Origin of the sequence: Variovorax sp. HW608 (genome assembly GCF_900090195.1) — a bacterium.
Classification (GTDB): Bacteria; Pseudomonadota; Gammaproteobacteria; order Burkholderiales; family Burkholderiaceae_C; genus Variovorax.
The window spans coordinates 5,915,700-5,939,286 of sequence record NZ_LT607803.1; the positions used below are offsets into that span (position 1 = coordinate 5,915,700).

Here is a 23,587-nt window from a genome sequence, read left to right on the forward strand (position 1 = left end):
GGAGCGGGAACGCTCGTCTCTTCGACTAGAAGCCGCGGGAGCGCGGCGTTGATCGCTGCGCGCGAAACCCCAGGTCGGCCCGAGCACCTGCGCTGTCGACCGTCGCCGGAAATCCGCATAGTGGCGCTAGCCGCTACGCGTGCCGTGCATCGTCGATCACGTCCCCTCCCCATTCCAAGAGGCGTCCATGACTACCATCAAGCGCGCATCCAGTCTCGCCGGCTACACGGCGGTCCTCCCGTACGCCAGCGAGATGTTCGGCGTCTATCAGCCATTGATCGGGTGGAAGTCCCGCCGACGACTCGACTGGATCAGGCTGGAAGCCGTGGCCGCGATGAATGGCCTGCTGTCGACGCTCGCGGGGGACTTTCAGAACCGCGCGCCGATCCAGTTCAACCAGGATTGCAACATCTCCGCGGAAGGGCTCGTCCCCGCCGAGCTCGCCGGACCGCGCCTCGTCAATCAAGACTCGATGGTCCTGCGCGAAGTCGCTCTGAGCCTCGCCGAACGGGGCGAGTACCCGCCAGCCGAGATCACGTGGCGCGAGCTGATCACTCGCGACGCGCTCACTCGCATCCTGCGCGACACCGTCGTGCCGTACTACACGCAGCTCTCGATATCGAATTGCCGCCGCATCGCCGCGCTCCCTCCGCTGCACGAGTCGCAGGAGGAACTGCAGATACGCCGAGCAGCTCTGGTCGCCGACAGCCAGGCGCAGATCACGCGGCAAATCGAGCGCGAGGCGGCGATCGCCGGCGTCATCTCGCAACTCGTCTCCGACCATCGTTACGCGCAGTTGAACCAGATCTTCTTCGCCGATCTCGATCGCGACGCGAAGGCTGATTTCTTCCGCGCCATCGAGCAGGCGCAGCAGCGACTCGGCGATCCGTACCTCGCGTTCGACCCCAAGGGGGACGTCAAGAACGTCACGCTTTCGCCCGTGGGGATCGTCCACCTCTTCCGGCAGTACTTCTTCGAGCTTGACACCTTCCTCGGCACGCCAACCGGGCACGTCTGGCTCAGCCCGGGTGCCACAGTCGAGCTCATCGAGGTCAGCACGCGCAAGACGACCACCGAGCGAGCGGTGGAGATCTCGACCGAGCAAATTCAGAAGGTTGAGACGAGCACCACGGATCAGGACGAGCTCAGCGAAGCCGTCAAGCAGGACAACAAGGAAGACCTCAAGCTCGGCTTCACCTCGACGATCAATCAGTCGTGGGGAACAGGGAACATCTCGGCGACGCCGAGCCTCAACATGGACAAGACTCAGGAGGTCGGGCGCGAGACGACGCACAAGCGCATGCGCCAACAGACCGAGAAGCTCTCTACCGAGATCCGCCAAAACTACAAGTCAACCTTCAAGACCGTCACCGAGGTCACCGACACGTCGAGCAAGCGCTACGTCCTGTCGAACACCACCGACAAACTCATCAACTACGAACTCCGCCGGAAAATGCGGCAGGTCGGTGTGCAGGTGCAGGACATCGGCTCGTACCTCTGCTGGGAGACGTTCATCGACGAGCCCGGCGAAGACCTGGGGCTTGCCAGTCTCATCCACATTGCGAAGCCGGCCGACTTGCTGCCGATCCCCGACCAGTCCGAGGTCCCTTATCCCGCCGATCGCCCGATCGCGTTTCAAACCAGCGTCGCGTGGGACTACGGCGACAGCGAGAAGTACGGCTTCGTCCACGTCGGCCTCATGGACCCGCCGCCCGCGCCGGAGGGCCTTGAGGTGGTCCGCGATCCCAACATGGTGCAGGTGATCCAGGTCTCCGGATCTGGCGAGGATTTCACCGGCACATGGGCCTTCGGCGGGCGCTGGACCGCCGGCGGTCAGCTCGAGATCGGCGTGCTCACGGACAACAGTGGCCTCTCTTGGAACAAGCGCGTCGACTTCGTCGTCGGCGGCTCGCTCCGCTACATTGCGAGTGCCGCGAAGAAGGCCGAGATCGACGCGGCGAACAACGCGAAGAAGGCCGCCGGACAAGCGGCGACGCTCGAGAACGACCGCAAGACGCGCGAGGCGTTCGTCAACGCGGCGAAGGAACGCATCGAGATGGCCGGAAGCCTCACGAAGCGGAAGTTCGAGGACCTGCGCGACGAGGAGAGGATCATCGTTTACCGGCGCCTCATCACTTCGCTGATGACGGCAGCGCAGTACAAGAACGCCGACAACCCGTCGCGGCACATCCTGTCGCAGCTCATCAATTCGATCTTCGACGTCGACAAAATGCTCTACTTCGTCGCCCCGGAATGGTGGAAGCCGCGCGAACGAGCTCGGGAGTTCGTGAGCTTGCAGCAGCTCCAGAGCCAGATCAGCGACTCGCTCGTCGCGTGGTCCGACAGCCGGCCGCGGCCAGACAACTACCTCGTCACGGACAAGTCGACGCCGGCCCCGATGGGAAGCTCGCTCGGGTGGCTGCTGCAACTTGACGGCGACGACTTGCGCAACGCGTTCTTGAACGCCCCCTGGGTACGCGCCGTCATCCCGATTCGGCCAGGCAAGGAAGAGGCGGCGATTCACTGGCTGCAGAGCGTTAACGTGGAGGGCAGCGACGGGCTCGACGCGCTCTATGAGGCGCCCGCCGACGAACTGGATCAGATTCGCGCCGGGCTTGGCCTCGCGCCGGGCGCCGGCATCACGATCGGCGACGCAATTCACTTCTTGTGCAAGGAGGTTGCCGCGAAGAACGCGGAGTCGAATCAGGTGAAGACCTACCCGGCGACGGAGATTAACGTCGACTCAAAGGTGTCGTCGACACCGGTGGAGAAGGTCTACGAGCACGGCTTCTATCCGCTGCAAGGCGGGTTCCGCGTGAGCCCCAACGATCCATCTCCCGATCCGAATAACACCGACAAGAATTTCCAAGTGTTCGATCAGTGGATCGAGATCCTCCCAACCGACCAAGTCGTTCCGGTCGAAGTCACGTACGATCCGAAGACAGGGCGGCAGCTCTAGGCACTCGAAGCGAGTCGCACCGCCATGGCCGACGATCCACCGCCGCCGACGATCATTCCTCCGCGCGCGCCCGCCATCCCGACGACCACCCCGCCGCCAGCGCCGACGATGGCGTTCACGTCGTGCACCTCCGACGACGCGGCGCTGAAGCGAGTTCCGGGCCGGAGAACCGACGATCCAGCGTACAAGAAACGCGGGTTTCGGCCCCCGAGCGCCTGGTATCCGACGGGTGTGAAGCCCACCGACGGCAACCAGGTCATCGCGTACACGTACGGCCTCTGCACGTTCGCCGACATGGCCGACGCGCTGAGCACCGCGCTGTCATCTGACCACCGCATCTACATCATCGGCTGGTCGACCGACAAGGGCACGCAGCTCAAGCCCGGCACGGGCGGCACGCTCGAGGACTATCTCACGCGATCGCGCGCGCAGATCCGGGCGATGTTCTACGACGGAAACATCACGCTCACGCCGCTCATCAAGGTGAAGACGGACGTCGAAAACAAGTGGGTCAACGACGCGATCAACAATCTTCCGAACGGCGCGTCGGTGATCGATGCCAAGCTACCACCGCTGGGCATTCACCATCAGAAACTGCTCGTGGTCCAGGGCCAGTTCGGCCTCGTCGCGTTCATCGGCGGAATGGACATCGCGCCGTCTCGCGCCGCGATCAGTCCGCCGGGTGAACCCTGGCACGACACGCAGATCCGGATCGCCGGGCCCGCCGCGCTCGATTGCCGGAAAGCCTTCGAGGATCGATGGCTCGATCATCCGGCGACGCTGGTCCTCGATCAGAAGCTCGGTGTCTCGGCCACCTCGACGCGTGACGCTCGCCGCGCCGTCGCCTTTCCCCAGCCCGCCGCGCTGGACCTAGAGGGGCTGCAGTCCTCCACGATGGAGAACCGTTCGAGGCGCGCAGACCGGCGCGTGACGGTAGCCGTGGGGCGAACCTTCGCGAACATGAAGAAGGCCGGCGCATCGAGCGAATATTCCTTCGCGCCTTCCGGCGACTACTCGGCGTGGTCTCTGATCGAGACGGGTATCAAGCAGGCCGTGCGCTGGATTTACCTCGAGGATCAATACCTAGTGAGCCGCATGGCGCGGAAGGCGCTGCTCGACAAGTTCGCCGATCCGAGCTTCGAGTTCCTCCTCATGGTCATGAACGGCTCAGGTGCGGCGGGGAAGGACTTTCGCTATCTGGTCACGGCGCGTAACGAGTTCCGCCGCGATCTACAGAAGATCGATCGCAGACGCTGGGGCCTGTACACGCTAAAGGATTCGAACAACAGCGAGCGCCAGAAGTGGTGCGGCACCTACTTGCACAGCAAGACGTGGATCTTCGATGACGGCTACGTGGTCCTCGGCTCGGCAAACTGTGACAACCGAGGATACACGTTCGATACCGAGATCGTCGCAGGGATCGCCGAGAAGGATGAGATCAGCATTGCGCTCGGCGAGAGCTTCGCGACCGACTTGCGCACGCGCCTCTGGTTCAAGCATCTCGGCGTCCCGCATGCGCAGCTTCGCGACTTCGAGAAAGGGCTCAAGTTCTGGAGGCAGCTCCCCACGACCGCCATGGTCGTCGACTCGAGCGGCTTGGAACCCGATCCGGATCTCGATCCGCCCGCTCCATTCCCCGCGCCCGACGCCGCCGCGAACGTCGACAAGCTGTGGAGCAAGGTCATCGATCCGGACGCTCGCTAGATCCCCAAGGACCTCCCTCTGAGTCAAGGCTCCATTTCTATAGCCTGCGAGGCCGGCGACATGGCCGTTGGAGCAGCCGACGAAGCTCGTTGGCAATCGGAAGATTGCGGGGGCGATTGGCGCTTGTCCATCCAGAGCGCTGACTCGGACATCGCAGCCGTCGTCGCCTCCCCCAGGCTCTGCCCTGCCCGACCTCCCCCTACGAAGGCGCCGGGTTCTGGGGTCCATAACTTCGCCCTATCGCGGCTGACGCGACGGGCGCGGCGCTGCGGCGCGAGCCCCGTCATACTTCGACCCCACCAACTGAACCACTCGGCGGGGAACAACATTGACGGAATCATCTACGTCCAGTCTTGAGCGCATGTTGAATGTGCTCGATCTGTTCGACGAGACCCATCTGGCTCGGACACCGGAGGACATCGCCACGGAACTGGGCGTCTCGCTGCCCACAAGCTATCGGTATGTTCGACTCCTGCTGCAAGCCGGGTTGCTTCAGCGTATCGAAGACTCCAGGTACGCATTGGGACCTCGTGTCATCTTGCTGGACTACTACATACGCAGGGCCGACCCGGTTCTGCGCGTCGGCCTGCCGATCCTTCGGGAGCTGGTCGAAGCCACCGGCTTCGACTGCGTCGTGACCGAGCTGTTCGGCATGCAGGTCCTCGACACCTATCGGGAAGTCGGCGGAAGTCCGGAGCAGCTGGCCTATGGACGTGGCCGCCCGCGGCCGCTATTTGGCGGCGCTGCTCCCAAGGTCCTGCTCTCCACGTTCAGCCCTTCTCAACTCAAGAAGGTGTTCGAGGCACGCCAGGACGAGTTGGCCAGGCACGGCCTTCCGACCGATTGGCCGGAGTTCCGGCGCTACTTCTCTGCGGTACGCAAGGCAGGCCACTACGTCTCGATCGGGCAGCTCGAACCGCAACTCGCCGCGGCGGCGGCGCCGATTCTCAAGACCGATGGAGGGGCTTGGGCGGCCCTGTCCATCGTCTTCAACACGTCACGCCTCGCGATCGTCGATCTCGACAAGCTGGTTCAACTGGTCACTGATGCCGCCACGCGGATCGCTGGACGGCTGAACTAGCGCCATCATGGGCCGAGGCGTCGCTCCCGGCGCGCGCCTCGAGGACGATCTTTCCCATCGATTGTCCCGATTCGAGTCGCGCTTGCGCCTCGGCTGCCATTCGCAAGGGATAGGTCTCCTGCACCCAAGGGCGGATTCTTCTGTCGCGCACGAGCGGCATGGCCACACGGCGCAATTGCTGCGCGATCAGGGACTTCTCCGCCAGCGGCAGCGGCCGCAGCAGCGATCCGGTGATACGCACCTCCTTGGCCATGATGGCGCGCAGCGGCGCGCGGAATTCCGCGCCGTCTCCAGGAGAAAGATGGACGAGCCGGCCGCGCCGGGCCAGCGCATCGACGTTGCTGGCGCAGTGAGCCGATCCGGCCATGTCCAGGATCACGTCGACACCGGCGTGCCGGGTCACCCGTTGGATCTCCTGTTCGAAATCGTGCGTGCGATAGTTGATCGCCGTGCGGGCACCCAGGGCCAACGCGGCGGCGCACTTCTCGTCGCTGCCGCAAGTGACGTGGACGGGATGGCCCAACGCGCCGAGCATCTGGATGGCAAGGCTCCCCACGCCGCTGGTGCCGCCATGGATCAGCACCGATTCGCCAGGTCCCAGGTCTGCCACACCGAAGAAGTTGTGCCACACCGTGAACAACGCCTCGGGCAGCGCGGCCGCGGATTGGAGGTCCAGCGGCGCTTCGACCCGGAACGCCAGTTCGGCCGGCACGATCGCTCGCGTGGCGTAGCCTCCTCCGTCCACAAGTGCGCAGACCGCGTCCCCTGCCGTGAAACCGCGCACACGCGATCCTGCCGCTTGCACGATGCCGCTGACCTCCAGGCCAGGAACATCGCTATGCGCCGGCGTCGGCCCGCGCCGCCGTTGGTTGCAGTCGTGACGGTTGACTCCGGCAAAGAAGACGTGGATCAGCAGTTCGTCAGGGCCCGGGGCAGCCAGCGGCATGTTTTCGATCCAACGGAGAACCTCGGGACCGCCAGGGGCCGAGATAACGATGCCGTCGCAGGACGAAGCCGCAAACTCGCTCACGGCTGTCGCGCTCAATCCAGCTTCACGCCCGCGGCGCGGACGACCTTGCCCCACATGGCGCGGTCGGCGTTGATGAATGCGGTGAATTCGGCGGGTGTATTGCAGCGAAGCTCTCCCCCGTAGTCACGCCACTTCTTGGCCAGATCCTGCGACTGGCAGACCTTGCTCATGGCGGCGCTGAGCTTCTCGAGGATGGCCGGCGGCGTGCCCGCCGGTGCCAGCAACCCCTGCCAGGCGATGGGCGTGTAGTCGGGCAGGCCCTGCTCGGCGAAGGTCGGCACATTCGGGAAGCTGGGATGACGTTCCTTGCCCGTGATGCCCAGCAGCTTGAGCTTACCGGCCTGCACGCTCGTCGCGGCGGCCGGCAGGCCGTCGTACATGAGCTGGATCTGTCCGGCCATCAGGTCCGCGTAGGGGCTTTGGCTGTTGTAGGGAACGAGGTTCGACTTCACCCCTGCCGCGTTGTTGAACCAGACGGCCGACAGATGGGAGTAGCTGCCGATGCCTTGCGTGGCCACGGAAACGGAATCCGGCTTGGCCTTGAGCTGAGCGATCAGTTCCTTCGCGTCCTTGGCCTGCACGCCGGGGTTGGCAATGAGGCCCGTGTTGAGCACGCCCATCAGGCTGATCGGAGCGAAGTCACGCTCGGCATTGAAGGGCAGCTTGCTATAGAGGTGCGGCAGCACCGAGAGGGAGCTGGTGGTGCCGATGTAGAGCGAATAGCCGTCGTTGGCGGCCTTCGCGGCGACTTCCGTGCCGATGATGTTCGAGGCGCCGGGACGGTTATCCACATAGAACGACTGGCCCAGGATCTTGGTGAGCTCGGCCGCCAGTTCACGCGCGTTGGCGTCCGGCCCGCTGCCTGCGGGGAACGGGGCAATGATGCGCACCGGCTTGGTCGGGTAGTTGGCCTGAGCCCCCGCACCGGAAGCGGACAAGGCGAGACCGGCAGCTGTGGCAAGCATGGCGGAATGAGAGATGAGTCTCTTGAGGAACGTCATGAAATGTCTCCGATTGCGAATACGTGCCCGTTGCACGAGGATGAATCATACGAAAACATGATATATTGTCAAATTATGAGAATATGAATATGATTTCATCCGTGGCTAGACGAAGCTCGAGCCTTCATTCTCGATAGGAGACAACGGATGCAAGCGACTCATCTCTCGGATCTGCGGTTCAGCCACATCGGCCTGTACGTGACGGATCTGCCCCGCATGGCGCGCTTCTACAAGCAGGCGCTGCGCTTCACCCAGACGGACGAGGGCAACCTGGGACCCGTGCAGCTGGTCTTTCTCAGCCGCGATCCGGGCGAGCATCACCAACTGGTGCTGGCGACCGGCCGTCCGGCTGACATGGCCTTCAACGTGGTCAACCAGATTTCGTTTCGCGCGCCCGACCTCACGGCGCTGCGCCGATTCCACGATCGGCTGCTGGCGGAGGGCGCAACGGACATGCACCCCGTGACGCACGGCAATGCGGTTTCGGTCTACTGCCGCGATCCAGAGGGCAATCGGCTCGAGCTGTTCATGGACACGCCGTGGTACTGCGAGCAGCCGCTGCGCGAGCCGATCGATCTGGGTCAGCCGGATGAAGCCATCCTGGCGCAGGCAGAGGCCATCGCCAAGCGATTCCCCAAATTCATGAGCCGCGCGCAATGGCAGGCCGAGGTCGCGCGCCGCATGCAGGAAGACCAGAATGCCTGAGCGTGCCGACGTCTACGACGTAGTGATCGTCGGCATGGGCCCCACAGGGGCCACGCTGGCCAACCTGCTGGGCGCGGCCGGTCGTTCGGTGCTGGTGCTGGAAAAGGAAGCCGGCATCTTCCCGCTGCCGCGCGCCATCCACTTCGATGGCGAAGTGCTGCGCATCTTCCAGGCTGCGGATCTGCGCGAGCAGGTGCTGGCCATCTCGCGGCCCGGCACGCAGGGCATGCATTTCGTCAACGGTGCGGGCGAGACGATGCTGATCCGCGGCGGCACGGCCGCCGCCGGCCCGCACGGGTGCGCCAACAACTACTACTTCCACCAGCCGCAGCTGGAGACCGTGCTGCGCGAGGGCCTGACGCGCTTCCCTCAGGTCCATGTCAGCTTGCGCCACGAACTGGTCGGGGTGGAGCAGGACGACGAGCTCGCCACCGTGACCTATCGCTCAGCGGAGTCCGGCCAGAGCCACGTCGCGCAGGCCCGCTACGTCGTGGGCTGCGATGGCGCACGCTCCCCCATCCGCCAGGCCATTGGTAGCGAGATGATCGACCTCGGCCTTCGCCAGCCCTGGCTGGTGTTCGACGTGGTGCTGGAGCAGCCGGTGAACCTGCCGGCCCACACGGTCCAATACTGCGATCCGCGCCGGCCGATGACCTACTGCAATGTGGTCGGCGAGCGTCGCCGTTGGGAAATCATGGTGTTGCCCGGCGATGACTGGGAGGAGTTGGTACAGCCGGAGAACCTGTGGACGATGGTGGCCCCATGGGTGCGCCCCGACCAGGCGCGCCTGGAGCGTGCGGCCATCTACACCTTCCAGTCGGTGGTCGCCGACGGCTGGCGCGACCGGCGCTTGTTCCTGGCGGGCGACGCCTGTCATCAGACACCGCCATTCCTCGGGCAAGGCATGTGTGCCGGAATCCGCGATGCATCGAATCTGGCGTGGAAGCTGGACGCGGCGCTGTCGGGCCGTGCGTCGGTTGCACTGCTCGACACCTACGAGTCCGAGCGCAAGCCGCACGTGCGCTCGCTCATCGAGTTGGCGGTGCGCCTGGGCAACATCATCCAGACGACGGACCCGGTGCTCGCCGCGGAGCGCGACGCGAAGTTCGAGGCGGGACGTCCCGAGATCTTCGAGCTTCCGCCACAGCTGCTCGGCGCTGGCGCCTTCGACCCCACCGTGCCCGAACTGGCAGGGCGGCCCTTTCCCCAGCCGCAGCTGGACGATGGGCGCCTGCTCGACGAAGTCCTGGGACGCCGTAGCGCCGTCATCGGCAGCCGGCAGGTGCTCTCTGCCGTGTCCGCCACGACCGCATCGCTCTGGCAGCACAGCGGCGCCGTCGTCATCGATCAGCCGGATGCGAGCCTCCAGGAATGGTTGCGCGCGCACGACGCGAGCGCCGTCATCCTTCGCCCCGATCGATACATCGTCGGCGTGGCGCGTTCAGGGGCTGACCTGGAGCGCATCTCGCAGTACCTCCCCGTTGCACCGTGAATCGGCTCAAAGCGGCTTTCATCATCCATTCAAGGAATCAAGACATGAGACTCATCAGCTACCAATACAACGGCAAGGACAGCTATGGCGCCGTCGTCGGCGACCGCGTGATCGACCTGGGCGAGGTCTATGGCGCGCGCGCGCCGGACCTCAAGGCCTTCATCGCGGCGGACCTCTTCTCCGACGCATCCACCAAGGTGGCAGCGACCAAGATCACCCTGCCACTGTCCGAAGCCAGGCTGCTTCCGGTCATCCCCAACCCCGGGAAGATCTTCTGCATCGGCCTGAACTACGGCGAGCACATCCGCGAGACGGGCAAGGAAGTGACGGAGCAGCCGGTGATCTTCCTGCGCGTGGCCGATTCGCAAGCAGCGCATGGCGAGGACATCGTCCGCCCACGTGTCTCCGAGCGGCTGGACTACGAAGGCGAGATCGCCATCGTCATCGGCAAGGGCGGCCGCCACATCTCCGAGGCCGATTCCTGGTCGCACATCGCCGGCTACAGTTGCTACAACGACGGGAGCGTGCGCGACTGGCAGCTTCACACCTCGCAGTGGGCCCCGGGCAAGAACTTCTGGAAGACCGGCGCGTTCGGTCCATGGATGGTGACCTCCGACGAGATCGCGCCCGACCAGAAGATGACGCTCGTCACGCGCCTGAACGGCCAGGAACTGCAGCGCGCCACCACGGACATGATGGTGCACAGCATTCCGCGCCAGATCGCCTACATCTCCGCCTTCCTTCCGCTCGCGGCCGGCGACGTGATCGTCACCGGGACGCCCGGCGGCGTCGGCAACAAGCGCACGCCGCAGCTCTTCATGAAGCCGGGCGACATCTGCGAGATCGAGGTCGATGCCATCGGCGTGCTGCGCAACGGCATCCGCGACGAGTAATCGGTGAGCGACGCCGCCGACATCCTGGTGCTGGAGGAGCGGCGCGCAAACATGTTCAACTTCTTGCATGGCAAGAGGCGGGCCTTGCTCGGCATGCCGTTGGCCATAGTGGCCCTGGGCAGCACCGCTCAGGACTATCCCTCGCGACCGATCCAGATGCTGGTGCCGTTCGCAGCCGGCGGCGGATTGGACTTGAACGCCCGCAATCTGGCCGACGCCATGGCACAGACGCTGGGGCAATCGATCGCGGTCATCAACCGGGATGGCGCGGCAGGCACCGTCGGGCTCACGATGGTGGCCAACGCCCGGGCGGATGGCTACGTGCTGGCCTTCACACCGGCCGTGCCGCTGTCGAGCGAGCGGCATCGGCTGAAGTCGATCGCGTACGACCTCGATTCGTTTCGCTACGTCTGCCAGGTCTTCGACAACATCTTCGCCATCGCAGTGCCTGGCAACTCGCCCTACCACGGTGTCGAGGACATCCTGGCCGATGCTCGCAAGGTTCCGGGCAAGGTGAACTACTACAACATCCCTTAAATAGCTTTCTTAAAGATAGAGTCTGAGATAAGCTTCAAGGCATGGGTCGAGGACGTCGAGCACAGCCTATCAAGCTATCGCGAGAAGAGCGTAAGTCGCTGGAGGCTCTGACCCGGCGCGCAACGGCCGAGCAACGCCATGTGATGCGAGCGCAGATCGCGCTGAGGGCCCACCGAGGCGAGACGACCGCCTCGATTGCTCAGGCGCTTGGCGTATCCGCACAGACCGTGTCGCATTGGCGCTCGCGGCTGGCCCGCAAGGGCGTTCAAGGACTGCAGGAGGTGCCCCGTCCTGGTCGCCCCCGGCGTATCGGTGAGACGCAACGACTGGAACTGCTGGCCCTGGCCTGCGAGCCGGCCGAACCGCACGGACGGGCGACACCCACGCTGGACGAGTTGGTGGATCGTGCCGTCCAGCGAGGCGTGGTCCAGCAGATCAGCCGCAGCCATCTGCAACGCATTCTGCAAGCGGGCGACCTGCGCCCGCACCGCGTGCGGCAGTGGCTGCACAGCCCCGACCCGCAATTCCGGGAGAAGGTCAACGAGATCTGCGCTCTGTACCGCCGGGCCCCCAAGGGGTCGGTCGTGCTTTCCATCGACGAGAAGACCGGAATCCAGGCCATCGAGCGCAAGCACGCGGACCGCGAGCCCCGGCCCGGTCGAGCGCGTCGGCGCGAGTTCGAGTACATCCGTCATGGCACGCAGGCCCTCATTGCCGCGCTGGACGTGCACACGGGGCGCGTCATCGGCAGTTGCTCGGATCGACGCACGCAGGCCGATCTCCTGGCCTTCATGGAGCAAGTCGCCATGGCCTACCCCAAGGGTCGCATCCACATCGTGTGGGACAACCTCAACACCCACCGTGCGCAGGCCGTGTGGGATGATTTCAATGCCCGCCACGATCAGCGCTTCGTCTTTCACTTCACGCCCCTGCATGCGAGCTGGGTCAATCAGATCGAACTGCTGTTTGGGATCTACTCGCGTCGCGTCCTGCGCCACGCCAGCCATACCTCCATTGGGCACCTGCGCCAGCGCACCGAAGCCTTCCTTGCGCAACGCAACCGGGCGCCCAAGCCGTTCAGTTGGACATTCGCCGGCTTTGAGCTTCAAATTGGCGAACCCTTGAGGTTCAACAACGATGCCAACCCACGACGCCCAAAGAAGGGCCGCTGAGCTTCAGCGCCAACTCGCCACCCTGACCGGCCACAACCAGGCCAGCGTGCGCCCCTATGGAAAGCATCTGCTCATCCAGATGCGCCGCGAGGACGACGTGGTGGACACCGTTGCGCGCATCACCGAACTTGCCCGCAACGCCTACTCATCCGCGTTTCGCAGCCACACCGGTCGCTGGGAGCCACTGCCGGGCACCGGAACGCTCGCCGAAACCGCAGAGCTGGTCGTCACTCTGCTGGCACCTTACCTTGATCCAAATACTTAAACCTATTTCAGGGATGCTGTACTACGGCACCTCGGGAACAGGCTCCATACCGCACCCGGGCACTTCGGACATCGAGGCGACGACCAAGGTCACTCTGACGCACGTGCCCTACAAGGGCGATGCACCGATGCTGCAGGACCTGCTGGGCGATCGGCTGAGCTTCGGCGCGGTGTTGGTGAGCTCCCTCACTGGCCAACTCAACTCGGGCGCGCTGCGGTTGATCGCGGTCTACGCAGACAAGCGTCATCCGTCGTTTCCCGACGTTCCAACTCTCAAGGACGCGGGCCTGCCCGTGGTGCAAGCCAGTTTCGGTGGCGTGCTCGCCCCCGCCCGCACACCTGACGCCGTGATCGCCAGGCTGGAGGCAAGCTGCCGCGCCGCGGTGGCATCGCCGAAGTACCAGGAGTGGGCACGGGGCGCCAACCAGATCGTGGACTTTCGATCGGGCAAAGACTTCGAGAACAAGGTTCGCGAGGACAGCCGGCTCAAGGCGGCCACGATTCTGCGACTGGGTCTGGGCTCTCCCTGACCCCGCCCGTTCTGAATCCCCAGGAGCTGGACCACGAATTCGGCTTCGCTCACCACCTGCGGGCCGACCCTCCACCGTTGCCCATCGTCGTAGCCGAACCGTTCAGCCACCGACATGAAGAAAACGCGCCAGCGCGTCCACGTCAACTGTGCTGATGCTTTTGGTGCATCAATAAGATCAAACGTTGCAATTCTCCTAACAAAGGAAGCGCCGCAAACTTCCTCTCCAGAACGGCTGCCGCTTTTGGGCACCGGCAAAGGAGACGACATTGGAAGCACGGCAGGATCAGCTGCAATCGTGGATCGGACGCAGCGCAAGAGTCGAAGACACCGTCAATCCCACCCCGGTAGTCGCACTGACCGCGACCCTGGACCATCCGGCGACGTCGGTCGAATCGGGCAAGCCACTTCCACCTCTGTGGCACTGGCTTTACTTCCTGCCCATGCACCAGCAAAGCGAAATCGGAGCCGACGGGCACGCCAAACGCGGCGGCTTTCTTCCGCCGGTTCCGCTGCCCCGGCGCATGTGGGCCGGCGGTCAGTTCGAATTTCGCAGACCCATCCGCGTCGGCGACCGTGTCACCAGAACCTCGACCATCGACGACGTCACGACCAAGGAAGGCCGCACCGGCAAGCTCGTGTTCGTGAAGGTGCGCCATGAGGTGCGGTGCAACGAGGCCAGCGAGCCGGCGCTCGTCGAGTTCCATGACATCGTGTACCGCGAAGCCCAAGGGCCGAACGATGTGGTGCCAGCGCCGCAAGCTGCACCGGCCGAGGCCGCCTGGCGCCGCCAGATCGTGCCCGACGACGTGCTGCTGTTCCGCTACTCGGCACTGACCTTCAATGGCCACCGCATCCACTACGACCGCCAGTACGTGACGCAGGTCGAAGGCTATCCCGGCCTGATCGTGCATGGTCCGCTGATCGCGACGCTGCTGATGGACCTGCTGCGCCGCCAGATGCCCGAAGCAGATGTGGCGAGCTTTCGCTTCAAGGCCGTCCGGCCCACGTTCGACCTGAATGCATTCCATGTCAGCGGCCGCCCGCAGGCGGACGGCAAGACCATCCACCTCTGGGCCTCCGACCACGAGGGCTGGCTGACGATGGATGCCACCGCAGTGCTGCGCTGACCCTCACCACAACATCAGAAGAGATCGACCATGCAGCCACTCAAGGGCATCACCGTTGTCACACTGGAGCACGCGATTGCCGCGCCCTTCGCCACTCGCCAGTTGGCCGACCTCGGGGCCCGCGTCATCAAGATCGAGCGCCCCGGCTCGGGTGATTTTGCGCGCGGCTACGACGAACGCGTTCGCGGCCTGGCATCGCACTTCGTGTGGACCAACCGCTCCAAGGAAAGCCTCACGCTCGATGTGAAGCATCCCGAGGCCGCGCGGGTGCTCGAGCGGCTGGTCCTGGAGAAGGCCGATGTCGTCGTGCAGAACCTCGCACCAGGTGCCGCAGCGCGGCTCGGCCTGGGCTACGCCAGACTTTCCGGCGCGAAGCCGGGCTTGATCGTCTGCGACATTTCCGGCTACGGGGATGACCCACACAACCCCGGGCCCTACCGCGACAAGAAGGCCTATGACCTGCTGATCCAGAGCGAGGCCGGCTTTGTCTCCGTGACCGGTACGCCCGAAGAGCCTTGCAAGGCAGGCCCCTCCATCGCAGACATTGCAGCTGGCATGTACGCGTACAGCAACATCCTGGCGGCACTGCTGCAGCGTGGGCAGACGGGCAAGGGGCAACGCATCGACATCTCGATGCTGGAGTCGCTGGCCGAATGGACCAGCTATCCGCTCTACTATGCCTTCGAAGGCGCCGAGCCGCCGCCACGCACCGGCGCCAGCCACGCGACGATCTATCCTTACGGTCCCTTCCCGGCCGGCGACGGCACCACCGTGATGCTGGGCCTGCAGAACGAGCGCGAATGGGTCAGCTTTTGCGACAAGGTGCTGCAGCAACCCGATCTCGCGAAGGATCCGCGGTTCACCGCCAACTTCAAGCGCGTGGCGGAGCGGTCTGCATTGCGGCAGATCATCGTGGAAGCGTTCAGGCCCCTGACCGGCAAGCAAGTGGTCGAGCGCCTGGAGCTCGCGCAGATCGCGAATGCGCAGGTCAACACCATGAAGGAAGTCTGGGCGCATCCGCAGCTTGAAGCGCGCGGGCGTTGGACCCAGGTGGGGACGTCGATGGGCCCGGTGCCCGCCCTGCTGCCGCCCGGCAGCTGGGACACAGGCCCCCGGATGGACCCGGTGCCTGCACTCGGCGAACACACGGATGCGATCCTGGCCGAGCTCGGCTACAGCCCCAGCGAAATCGCCGGGCTGCACGCGGCCAACGCTGTCTGAGGTCACCGTCATGTCAGCCGAATTACTGCCTCCTGCCCGGACCTACCTCTTCGTGCCCGGAACACGTCCGGAACGCTTTGGCAAGGCGCTGGCCAGCGGTGCGGACAAGGTCGTTGTCGACCTTGAAGATGCCGTTGCCGCCGATGACAAGACCACGGCACGCGGCATGGTGGCGGGTTGGTTGAAGCGTGCGGCGCCCGAAGACCGATCCCGCGTCGTGGTGCGTATCAACGACGCCACTTCGTCCTGGTTTGCCGCCGACCTTGCGGCGTTGGGCGACGCGCATGGGATCAGCGTGCTTTTGCCCAAGGCCGAATCGCCCGCGCAGATTGCCGAGACCCAGGCCGCATTGCCGGCCGCAGACATCCTCGCACTCATCGAAAGCGCGCGCGGGGTCTCGGAAGTGAACCGCATCGCAGCCGCGGGCGTGCAGCGCCTGGTCTTCGGCACGCTGGATTTCGCGCTCGACCTCGACATGGACATCTCGACGGACAGCTCGGGCCTTGCCTATGCCGGCAGCCGCATCGCGATCGCTTCGCGCCTGGCGGGCCTTCCGGCACCGGTCGCAGGCGTCACGCCGCAACTCGACGACCAGGAACGCCTGCTGGCGGATCTTGCCGGTGCGCGGCGGCTGGGCTTCGGCGCCAAGCTGTGCATTCACCCACGCCAGGTACAGCCGATTCATGCCGCGCTGCGACCGAGCGCGGACGCGCTGGATTGGGCCCGGCGCGTCCTGGATGCCGATGCGGCATCACCAGGCGCCGCCCGGCTCGATGGCCGCATGGTCGACCGCCCGGTCGTACTGCAGGCACAGCGCACGCTGGCGCTGGCCCGTGCCTGACCTCACTTTTGACCTCCTCCACCACCTTCCCCCAAAGTAAGAGACAAGCACCATGGCCTCCACCATCATCGACTCGCGCATCTTCGGCGACATGTTCAGCGACGCGCGCATGCGCGAAGTCTGGTCCGACGAGAACCGCACCGCCAAATACCTGGACATCGAGCGCGCCCTCGCCAAGGTGCAGGGCGAACTCGGCATCATCCCCAAGGAAGCGGCGGACGAGGTCGTGCGCAACTGCAACCTGTCGCAGATCGACTGGGCCAAGCTGAAGGCCAAGACCGAACAGATCGGCTATCCCATCATCGCCGTCGTCAACCAGATCAATGCGAACTGCCGCGACAAGCTCGGCGAGTACTGCCACTGGGGCGCCACGACGCAGGACATCACCGACACGGCCGCGGTGCTGCAGATGCGCGAAGGTCTTGCATTGGTGGAGCAGGATCTGGACGAGATCGGCGATGCACTCGCCTCCCTCGCAAGGAAATACCGCGACACACCCGTCATCGGGCGCTCCAACCTGCAGCAGGCCACGCCGATCACCTTCGGCTACAAGATGGCGAGCATCCTGGCCGGCATCGATCGTCACCGCGACCGCCTGCAGCAACTCAAGCCCCGCGTCCTGATGGGCGAGTTCGGCGGTGCGTCGGGCACCTTGTCTTCGCTCGAAAAGGGTGCCATGGAAACCCAGGCAGGTCTGATGAAGGAGTTGGGACTCGCCCAGCCGCTCATCTCGTGGCACACGGTACGGGACACCATCGCCGAAGTCGGCGCCTTCCTCGGACTGGTCGGCGGCTCGCTCGGCAAGATCGCGATGGACGTCAAGCTGATGATGCAGACCGAGGTGGCCGAGGTGTTCGAGCCCTTCGCGCCGGGTCGCGGCTCATCCTCGACCATGCCGCAAAAGCGCAATCCCATCTCCTGCCTCTACATCCACGCCAACATCTCGGTTGCACGCCAGCATGCGGCCGCGCTGATGGATGCGATGGTGGCCGACCACGAGCGCTCGACCGGGCCGTGGGAAATCGAGTGGGTGTCGCTCCCGGAGATCTTCTGCCTGATGTCGGGCGCGTTGAAGCAGACCAAGTTCATTCTCAAGGGCCTGGAAGTCGACGCCACCCGTATGCGCGCCAACATCGACATCACCAACGGACTCGTGATGTCCGAGGCCGTGATGATGGGTCTGGGTCCATACATCGGCCGCGAGTATGCGCACGACCTTGTCTATGACCTGTGCCGCCAGGCGCTGGCCGACAACCAGCCGTTGATCGAGATCCTGGTCGCACACCCGGAGGTCAACAAGCATGTCACGCGGGCCCAGCTCGAAGCCATGTGCGACCCGGCCAACAACATCGGCCAAGCCGGCGTGATGGTCGATCGCGTCCTCGCAGCACGCAGCTAAGCCCGACATCGACCTTTCACAAATGGATCGAGCCGGCGAAGACCGGTGTGTATCTGTGCCACCGAAGCCTGGAGACAACGTGAACATCCGAAAGCTGTTGAAGCTGCTCTACATACAGGTCCTGATCGGCCTGATCCTCGGCATCACCGTGGGCCACTACTGGCCCGAGTTCGGCGCCGCGCTCAAGCCACTCGGCGACGGCTTCGTCAAGCTGGTCAAGATGATGATCTCGCCGGTGGTGTTCTGCACCATCGTGAGCGGCATCACTTCGCTGGGCGACTCCAAGGAGATCGGCAAGACCCTGCTCAAGGCGATGGGACTCTTCTACGCCCTGACGATTCTGGCGCTCATCACCGGCCTGGTCGCCGTCCTGCTCCTCCAGCCGGGTGCCGGCATGCACATCGACCCGAAGAACCTCGACGCCTCCGTGGCGACCCGCTTCGCGAATCAGGTGCATATCCACGGCTTCACCGACTTCGTCATGCACATCATTCCGAACGCGTTCTTCGGCGCCTTCGCCGAGGGCGAAGTGTTGCCGGTGCTGCTGCTCGCGGTGATCTGCGGATTCGGCCTGACGAAGATCGGCGCGAACGCCAAGCCGGTGCTCGAGGGTATCGACGGCTTCTCGCACATGCTGTTCGCGGCCTTCGGAATCATCATGCGGCTGGCGCCGATCGGTGCGTTCGGTGCCATGGCATTCACGGTCGGACGCTACGGCATCAAGTCGATCGGATCGCTGGGAATGCTGATCGGGACCTTCTACGTGACCTGCATCTTCTTCGTCGCGGTGGTGCTGGGTGTGCTGTCGCGTCTGCACGGCTTCAAGCTGTGGCAGCTGATGCGCTACATCAAGGAGGAGTTGCTGGTCGTTCTAGGCACCTCCTCCAGCGAGCCCGTGCTTCCCCGTCTCCTGCTCAAGCTCGAAAGGCTGGGTTGCAAGAAGGGCGTGGTCGGGCTCGTGCTGCCGACTGGCTATTCGTTCAATCTCGACGGCACGGCCATCTACCTGACCTTGGCATCGATGTTCATCGCCCAGGCCTGCGACGTCCATCTGTCGTGGCTGCAGATCGGCTCGATGCTGGGGATCATGCTGCTGACATCCAAGGGCGCGGCGGGGGTGACAGGCAGTGGTTTCGTCGCATTGGTCGCTACGCTCACGGTGATGCCTGATCTTCCGGTTGCGGGCGTGGCCCTGATCGTCGGCATCGATCGCTTCATGTCGGAGGCGCGCGCGCTTACCAGCACCATCAGCAATGCAGTGGCCTGCATCGTGGTTTCCATCTGGGAGAACGCCTGCGACCGAGACGTGCTGCGTCGTGAACTGGCGGCGAACTATGCCAACACCGAACACGACCTCGAAGAGGGCTCCGGGAACTTGCAGTTGCCGCTCGGCCACACCGGCACGGCACGCTGAAACCCAGGGCGAGCTCGGGTATCGTTCTCCTCTGGCTTTTCAACTCGCAGCGCGGCGGCCTGGGGGCTTGCCGCGCTTTGCTTTCATCTCCGAAAAGAAGGCATAGAGCTGCTGCGCAGCCGGGGACAAGGTCCGGCCCTTGCGCCGGATCAGGCCGATCTTGCGCGTGATCACCGGGTCGTAGAGTGGCACGCTCACGAGAAGCGGATGGTCAGAGTCCGGCATGGCGCTCGAAGGCACCGCAGCCACGCCGAGACCCGCCTCGACGAGGCCGAGCATCGTCGTGACGTGCTGGGTTTCGTAGATGCTCTGCGGGCGGCCCGGAACGCCTGAAAGAGCCTGGTCCAGCAACAGCCGATTGCCCGATGCCTTGCTGACCGAGATGTAGTCGTACTGCCCGAGCTCGGTCCAGTTCACGCGACGCTTCTGTGCGAGCGGATGGTCGCGCCTGCAAGCGGCGACGAAACGCTCCTCCAGCAAGGGCTTGAATTCGATGTCCGGTTCCTTGGCACCGACGAAATTGAGGCCGAAGTCAGCCTCCCCGCGCGACACGGCCGAGAGCACCTCGTTGGCGCTGGCGTCGAACACCTTGACCCGGATCTTCGGGTAGCGCTCGTGGTAGCGCGAGATCACCTGCGAGAGGAAGTAGTAGACGGTCGAAGGCACGCAGGCAATCGTCACCTCGCCCATGCGCGTGGCCGCCACGCCGCGGATACCCAACAACGTGTGATCGAGTTCGTCCAGAAGCTGCTGGACCTTGCGATCGAAATCTCGTCCCACGGAGGTCAAGCTCACGCGACGCGTGGTCCGGTCGAGGAGACGAACCCCCAGAGCTTCCTCCAACTTCTCGATGCGGCGGCTGAACGCGGGCTGCGAGACATGCAGCGCCTCGGCTGCCTTGCGAAAGTTCTTCAGTTCGGCAACCGCCCGGAAGGCCTGCAGATCGTTGAGATTGAAGTTGATGGCCATGGCGCATGCGCTCCCGATGCAATTTTCACTGATCCACAGTGTGCATCAATCGATCTCAAACATGCAATTCACAGAACTCGCCCTGGAGCGGAACATTCACCCAGGGCCCAAAACAACGAGAAGCCCACGCTTTCGGCATCAGACATCCACCGGAGTAGACAACTTGAACACTCAGAAACCTCGCCTCATTGCCGCAGTCGCGCTGGCGGCATCGCTGGCTTGCTCAAGCGGAAGTGCGGCAGCCGCCTTTCCCGAGAAGACGATCACCCTCGTGGTCCCGACGGCCGCAGGAGGCGCCAACGATGCCATGGCACGCATCGTTGGACAGGGTATGTCGGCCATCCTGAAGCAGCCCGTCATCGTCGAGAACAAGGCAGGCGCCAACGGCGCGATCGCCAGCGAATACGTGATGCGTGCCGCGCCGGACGGCTACACGATCATGCTGGGCTACATCGCAACGCACGCGATGAACCCGGCGCTGCAGAAGCTTCGCTATGACCCGGTGAAGGACTTCGAGCCTGTCGGCATGGTCGGATCATCGGCAACGCTGATGGTCCTCAATCCGGCCGTCAAGGCCAGCACCGCAAAGGAAGTCGTAGCGATGCTCAAGGCGGCCCCGGACAAGACCAGCTATGCCTCGGCCGGCAACGGCACGGCGCCGCATTTCGCCGCCGAGTTGTTCAAGCTTTCAACGGGCACCAGCATGCTCCATGTGCCCTACAAGGGTTCCGCGCCTGCGATCACGGACACCATCGCTGGCCAGACGCAGGTGATGTTCCCGAGCGTGTTCACAGCCATGCCGTACGTGAAGGGCGGCAAGCTGAAGGCCGTCGGTGTTGCGGGGTCCAAACGTTCGGCGCTGATGCCCGATGTACCGACGTTGCAGGAACAGGGAATCGCCGACGTCGACGTCTCCCAGTGGTATGGCATCTTCGCGCCGGCGAAGACACCGAAGCCCGTGATCGAGCAGCTCAACAAGGTGCTCAACGAGGTGTTGGCCGACAAGACCGTGATCAAGCGACTCGAAGACCATGGTGCGGAGGTCTCACCCATGACGACCGACCAGATGCGCGCCTATGTTGCGCAAGAGCAGATCAAGTGGAAGAAAGTCGTTCAGGCGGCCAAGATCACTGCCGAATGATATGAACAAGTCCATCCCCTGCGTGCTGATGCGCGCCGGCACTTCGCGGGGACCATTCTTTCTGCGTGAGTGGTTGCCGGAAGGCGACGAGGCGCGTGACCAGGCGTTCATCGGGGCGATCGGCGCGTCCGACCCGCTGCAGCTCGATGGCGTGGGCGGCGGCAGTACGCTGAACAGCAAGGTGGCCATCGTGTCGCGCTCGTCCCGGCCTGGATGCGACATCGACTACCTCTTTGCGCAGGTGGGCGTCGGCCACCAGTCGGTCGACACGCGGCCGAATTGCGGGAACATGCTCTCCGGCGTTGCGCCTTTTGCGATCGAGCAGGGGCTGGTGTCAGCGACCGACGGCACAACCAATGTTCGCGTCTACAACGTCAACACGGGGTCGCGCATCGACGTCACCGTGCGCACGCCCGGCGGCCGCGTGACCTACGAGGGCGACGCGCGCATCGATGGTGTTGCCGGCACGGCTGCACCCATCCTGCTGAACTTCCTTGACGCATGGGGAGCGGTCACGGGGAAAGTCTTTCCGACAGGAAAGCGCATCGACACCATCGACGGCATTCAGGTGACCTGCATCGACGCCGCCATGCCGCTGATGATCGTCCGGGCCGGCGACCTCGGCGTCACAGGGCGCGAGAAGCCGGCTGCGCTCGATGCGAACACCGCACTTCTTGAGCGGCTCGAGAGGCTTCGCCTGGAGGCCGGACGCATGATGGGCCTGGGGGACGTGTCCAACAGCGTCATTCCCAAGCCCGTGCTGGTCAGCGCGGGCGAGTCGGATGACAACATCACGTCGCGCTACTTCACACCTCGAAAATGCCACGCGTCACATGCGGTGACGGGAGCCATCGGCGTCGCAAGTGCCTTTGCCTTGCCGGGAACGGTCGCAAGCGGGCAGGCACGCGATCCGGGGCGGCACAGGTTGGTCGTGCTGCATCCCGCTGGCCGGATAGACATCGAAGTGGAGCTGAATGGTTGCGAAGATGGCGCAACAGTCGAACGCGCTGCGCTTGTTCGCACGGCGCGAAAGATCATGCAAGGCGAACTGCATCTGCCCGAATACGTCTTCTCGCGCCCCGAGCCGACGGGTGCGGAACTCTCGACCTTTCCGAACAAGGCGTTCACCATCATCGTGCCGACGCGCGCCGGTGGCGGCAACGACACAATGGCTCGAATCATCGCCGCCAAGCTGGCCCCACTGCTTGGCCAGGAGGTGGTGGTCGACAACCGCGCTGGGGCGAACGGCGCGATCGCCAGCGAGTACGTCGCACGTTCCGCACCGGACGGGCACACCTTGATGTTCGGCTACGTCGGCACGCACGCGATGAATCCGGCACTTCAAAGGCTGGGGTACGACCCGGTCGAGGATTTCGCTCCGATCGGCCTCGTGGGATCGTCCCCAACCTTGATGGTCACGCATCCGGAGAAGGGCGCGCCCGATCTGGACACGCTCATCGCGCGGCTGATGGACTCGCCTCGCCGCTTCAGCTACGCGTCCGCCGGTGATGGGACCCCTCCGCACTTCGCGGCTGAACTGTTCCAGCTCAGCAGCGGGACCTCGATGTCGAGTTCGACCTTCGAAGGGGCCGCGCCGGCCATTGCCGACACCGTCGCCGGCCGCTCGCAGGTCATGTTTCCGAGCCTGTTCACGGCATACCCGTTCATTCGCGCTGGACAACTACGCGCATTGGGCGTGGCGGGACCGAAACGGCTTGAGGCCTTACCCGAGGTAGCGACGCTCGCGGAACAGGGAGTCTCGGGGTTGGATGTCGAGCAATGGTATGGGCTGTTCGCGCCGGCTGGCACGCCCCCCGCTTCCATTGATCGCCTCAATCGGGCGCTCAATCAAGTACTGTGCGATCCCGAAGTTGTCGCGCGTTTTCAGAGCCACGGCGCTCGAGCCGAGCCAGGGACAACAGAGGCGCTCGCGCAAAGGTTGCAGAGAGATCTGGAGCGCTGGCGCAAAGTCGTGGCTCGGGCCCGGATCGCGCCGAAAGAGCAAAGCCAACTCGCGCTTTATTGAGGCGCCAGCTTCGGGAGCGTGGGACCGGCGCCTGTTCCTGGCCGGCCGCGCGTCGAGATCGAGGTCGGCGCCATCGGCG

General features: G+C 64.4%; 21 protein-coding genes. 17 read left to right on the forward strand and 4 right to left on the reverse strand.

From position 1 onward, the window contains the following. The first annotated feature begins 139 nt into the window (after positions 1-139). Complete coding sequence (locus tag VAR608DRAFT_RS27985; protein ID WP_197700424.1) at positions 140-2,959, forward strand: hypothetical protein; 2,820 nt, start codon at positions 140-142, stop codon at positions 2,957-2,959. On the opposite strand, the gene VAR608DRAFT_RS38305 is transcribed toward VAR608DRAFT_RS27985, so the two are convergent. Next, the gene (locus VAR608DRAFT_RS38305) at positions 2,956-3,078 is read right to left on the reverse strand and encodes a hypothetical protein (protein ID WP_269458500.1); all 123 of its coding nucleotides are present in this window, start codon (positions 3,076-3,078) and stop codon (positions 2,956-2,958) included. The two genes, VAR608DRAFT_RS27985 and VAR608DRAFT_RS38305, sit on opposite strands and share 4 nt — an antisense overlap. 112 nt (positions 3,079-3,190) lie before the next feature. Here VAR608DRAFT_RS38305 and VAR608DRAFT_RS27990 point away from each other — a divergent pair, with 112 nt between their 5' ends. Both VAR608DRAFT_RS27990 and VAR608DRAFT_RS27995 read left to right on the forward strand, forming a co-directional pair. Further along, positions 3,191-4,663, forward strand: coding sequence for a phospholipase D-like domain-containing protein (locus VAR608DRAFT_RS27990; protein WP_172843906.1), 1,473 nt, complete (start codon positions 3,191-3,193; stop codon positions 4,661-4,663). Positions 4,664-5,024: 361 nt separating this feature from the next. Continuing rightward, the gene (locus VAR608DRAFT_RS27995; RefSeq protein WP_088957043.1) at positions 5,025-5,744 is read left to right on the forward strand and encodes an IclR family transcriptional regulator; all 720 of its coding nucleotides are present in this window, start codon (positions 5,025-5,027) and stop codon (positions 5,742-5,744) included. On the opposite strand, the gene VAR608DRAFT_RS28000 is transcribed toward VAR608DRAFT_RS27995, so the two are convergent. Beyond that, positions 5,704-6,828 (reverse strand): NAD(P)H-quinone oxidoreductase, encoded by a 1,125-nt coding sequence (locus VAR608DRAFT_RS28000; RefSeq protein WP_331713006.1) that lies wholly within the window; start codon positions 6,826-6,828, stop codon positions 5,704-5,706. The two genes, VAR608DRAFT_RS27995 and VAR608DRAFT_RS28000, sit on opposite strands and share 41 nt — an antisense overlap. Continuing rightward, complete coding sequence (locus VAR608DRAFT_RS28005) at positions 6,786-7,775, reverse strand: Bug family tripartite tricarboxylate transporter substrate binding protein (protein ID WP_088957045.1); 990 nt, start codon at positions 7,773-7,775, stop codon at positions 6,786-6,788. The genes VAR608DRAFT_RS28000 and VAR608DRAFT_RS28005 overlap by 43 nt, the downstream gene beginning before the upstream one ends. Positions 7,776-7,922: 147 nt before the next feature. On the opposite strand from VAR608DRAFT_RS28005, the gene VAR608DRAFT_RS28010 reads away from it, so the two are divergent. The 12 genes from VAR608DRAFT_RS28010 (at position 7,923) to dctA (ending at position 19,372) form a co-directional block, all read left to right on the forward strand. Beyond that, the gene (locus VAR608DRAFT_RS28010) at positions 7,923-8,480 is read left to right on the forward strand and encodes a VOC family protein (RefSeq protein ID WP_088957046.1); all 558 of its coding nucleotides are present in this window, start codon (positions 7,923-7,925) and stop codon (positions 8,478-8,480) included. After that, a complete protein-coding gene (gene mhpA, locus VAR608DRAFT_RS28015; protein WP_088957047.1) occupies positions 8,473-9,972 on the forward strand; it encodes a bifunctional 3-(3-hydroxy-phenyl)propionate/3-hydroxycinnamic acid hydroxylase MhpA in 1,500 nt (499 codons plus the stop codon). The genes VAR608DRAFT_RS28010 and mhpA overlap by 8 nt, the downstream gene beginning before the upstream one ends. Positions 9,973-10,016: 44 nt before the next feature. Continuing rightward, on the forward strand, positions 10,017-10,865 hold the full coding sequence (locus tag VAR608DRAFT_RS28020) for a fumarylacetoacetate hydrolase family protein (RefSeq protein WP_088957048.1): 849 nt from the start codon (positions 10,017-10,019) through the stop codon (positions 10,863-10,865). 3 nt (positions 10,866-10,868) lie between these two features. Then, positions 10,869-11,402, forward strand: a complete 534-nt coding sequence (locus tag VAR608DRAFT_RS28025; RefSeq protein WP_088957049.1) for a Bug family tripartite tricarboxylate transporter substrate binding protein — start codon at positions 10,869-10,871, stop codon at positions 11,400-11,402. A 41-nt stretch (positions 11,403-11,443) separates the two neighbouring features. Next, a complete protein-coding gene (locus VAR608DRAFT_RS28030) occupies positions 11,444-12,574 on the forward strand; it encodes an IS630 family transposase (protein ID WP_088957050.1) in 1,131 nt (376 codons plus the stop codon). Beyond that, positions 12,540-12,839: a hypothetical protein gene (locus VAR608DRAFT_RS37265; RefSeq protein ID WP_157731132.1), complete on the forward strand. Its 300-nt coding sequence runs from the start codon at positions 12,540-12,542 to the stop codon at positions 12,837-12,839. The genes VAR608DRAFT_RS28030 and VAR608DRAFT_RS37265 overlap by 35 nt, the downstream gene beginning before the upstream one ends. A 13-nt stretch (positions 12,840-12,852) precedes the next feature. Further along, positions 12,853-13,368, forward strand: a complete 516-nt coding sequence (locus VAR608DRAFT_RS28035; protein ID WP_157731133.1) for a tripartite tricarboxylate transporter substrate-binding protein — start codon at positions 12,853-12,855, stop codon at positions 13,366-13,368. A 268-nt stretch (positions 13,369-13,636) separates the two neighbouring features. Beyond that, entirely contained in the window at positions 13,637-14,497 is an 861-nt protein-coding gene (locus tag VAR608DRAFT_RS28040) for an FAS1-like dehydratase domain-containing protein (protein ID WP_172843907.1), read from the forward strand. A gap of 30 nt (positions 14,498-14,527) precedes the next feature. After that, complete coding sequence (locus tag VAR608DRAFT_RS28045; RefSeq protein WP_088957052.1) at positions 14,528-15,718, forward strand: CaiB/BaiF CoA transferase family protein; 1,191 nt, start codon at positions 14,528-14,530, stop codon at positions 15,716-15,718. A 10-nt stretch (positions 15,719-15,728) separates the two neighbouring features. Further along, complete coding sequence (locus tag VAR608DRAFT_RS28050; protein WP_088957053.1) at positions 15,729-16,559, forward strand: HpcH/HpaI aldolase/citrate lyase family protein; 831 nt, start codon at positions 15,729-15,731, stop codon at positions 16,557-16,559. 52 nt (positions 16,560-16,611) lie between these two features. Beyond that, the gene (pcaB, locus tag VAR608DRAFT_RS28055; protein WP_088957054.1) at positions 16,612-17,958 is read left to right on the forward strand and encodes a 3-carboxy-cis,cis-muconate cycloisomerase; all 1,347 of its coding nucleotides are present in this window, start codon (positions 16,612-16,614) and stop codon (positions 17,956-17,958) included. Between the two features lie 79 nt (positions 17,959-18,037). After that, positions 18,038-19,372, forward strand: a complete 1,335-nt coding sequence (gene dctA / locus VAR608DRAFT_RS28060; RefSeq protein ID WP_088957055.1) for a C4-dicarboxylate transporter DctA — start codon at positions 18,038-18,040, stop codon at positions 19,370-19,372. A 39-nt stretch (positions 19,373-19,411) separates the two neighbouring features. Here the strand turns inward: dctA and VAR608DRAFT_RS28065 are convergent, their stop codons facing one another. Further along, complete coding sequence (locus VAR608DRAFT_RS28065; protein WP_088957056.1) at positions 19,412-20,341, reverse strand: LysR family transcriptional regulator; 930 nt, start codon at positions 20,339-20,341, stop codon at positions 19,412-19,414. On the opposite strand from VAR608DRAFT_RS28065, the gene VAR608DRAFT_RS28070 reads away from it, so the two are divergent. Together VAR608DRAFT_RS28070 and VAR608DRAFT_RS28075 are read left to right on the forward strand one after the other, a co-directional pair. Further along, positions 20,340-21,482 carry a Bug family tripartite tricarboxylate transporter substrate binding protein gene (locus VAR608DRAFT_RS28070; RefSeq protein WP_231972987.1) on the forward strand — a complete coding sequence of 381 codons (1,143 nt, stop codon included), beginning with the start codon at positions 20,340-20,342 and terminating at the stop codon, positions 21,480-21,482. The two genes, VAR608DRAFT_RS28065 and VAR608DRAFT_RS28070, sit on opposite strands and share 2 nt — an antisense overlap. 1 nt (position 21,483) lies before the next feature. After that, a complete protein-coding gene (locus VAR608DRAFT_RS28075) occupies positions 21,484-23,508 on the forward strand; it encodes a 4-oxalomesaconate tautomerase (protein WP_088957057.1) in 2,025 nt (674 codons plus the stop codon). Positions 23,509-23,587: the final 79 nt, after the last annotated feature.

Excerpts from the sequence above, each read along its gene's own strand:
- VAR608DRAFT_RS27995 (WP_088957043.1), top strand. The coding sequence starts at position 5,025 with ATGTTGAATGTGCTCGATCTGTTCGACGAGACCCATCTGGCTCGGACA.
- VAR608DRAFT_RS28005 (WP_088957045.1), bottom strand. The coding sequence starts at position 7,775 with ATGACGTTCCTCAAGAGACTCATCTCTCATTCCGCCATGCTTGCCACA.
- VAR608DRAFT_RS28010 (WP_088957046.1), top strand. The coding sequence starts at position 7,923 with ATGCAAGCGACTCATCTCTCGGATCTGCGGTTCAGCCACATCGGCCTG.
- mhpA (WP_088957047.1), top strand. The coding sequence starts at position 8,473 with ATGCCTGAGCGTGCCGACGTCTACGACGTAGTGATCGTCGGCATGGGC.
- VAR608DRAFT_RS28020 (WP_088957048.1), top strand. The coding sequence starts at position 10,017 with ATGAGACTCATCAGCTACCAATACAACGGCAAGGACAGCTATGGCGCC.
- VAR608DRAFT_RS28030 (WP_088957050.1), top strand. The coding sequence starts at position 11,444 with ATGGGTCGAGGACGTCGAGCACAGCCTATCAAGCTATCGCGAGAAGAG.
- VAR608DRAFT_RS37265 (WP_157731132.1), top strand. The coding sequence starts at position 12,540 with ATGCCAACCCACGACGCCCAAAGAAGGGCCGCTGAGCTTCAGCGCCAA.
- VAR608DRAFT_RS28035 (WP_157731133.1), top strand. The coding sequence starts at position 12,853 with ATGCTGTACTACGGCACCTCGGGAACAGGCTCCATACCGCACCCGGGC.
- VAR608DRAFT_RS28045 (WP_088957052.1), top strand. The coding sequence starts at position 14,528 with ATGCAGCCACTCAAGGGCATCACCGTTGTCACACTGGAGCACGCGATT.
- VAR608DRAFT_RS28050 (WP_088957053.1), top strand. The coding sequence starts at position 15,729 with ATGTCAGCCGAATTACTGCCTCCTGCCCGGACCTACCTCTTCGTGCCC.
- pcaB (WP_088957054.1), top strand. The coding sequence starts at position 16,612 with ATGGCCTCCACCATCATCGACTCGCGCATCTTCGGCGACATGTTCAGC.
- VAR608DRAFT_RS28070 (WP_231972987.1), top strand. The coding sequence starts at position 20,340 with ATGGCGCATGCGCTCCCGATGCAATTTTCACTGATCCACAGTGTGCAT.
- VAR608DRAFT_RS28065 (WP_088957056.1), bottom strand. The coding sequence starts at position 20,341 with ATGGCCATCAACTTCAATCTCAACGATCTGCAGGCCTTCCGGGCGGTT.
- VAR608DRAFT_RS28075 (WP_088957057.1), top strand. The coding sequence starts at position 21,484 with ATGAACAAGTCCATCCCCTGCGTGCTGATGCGCGCCGGCACTTCGCGG.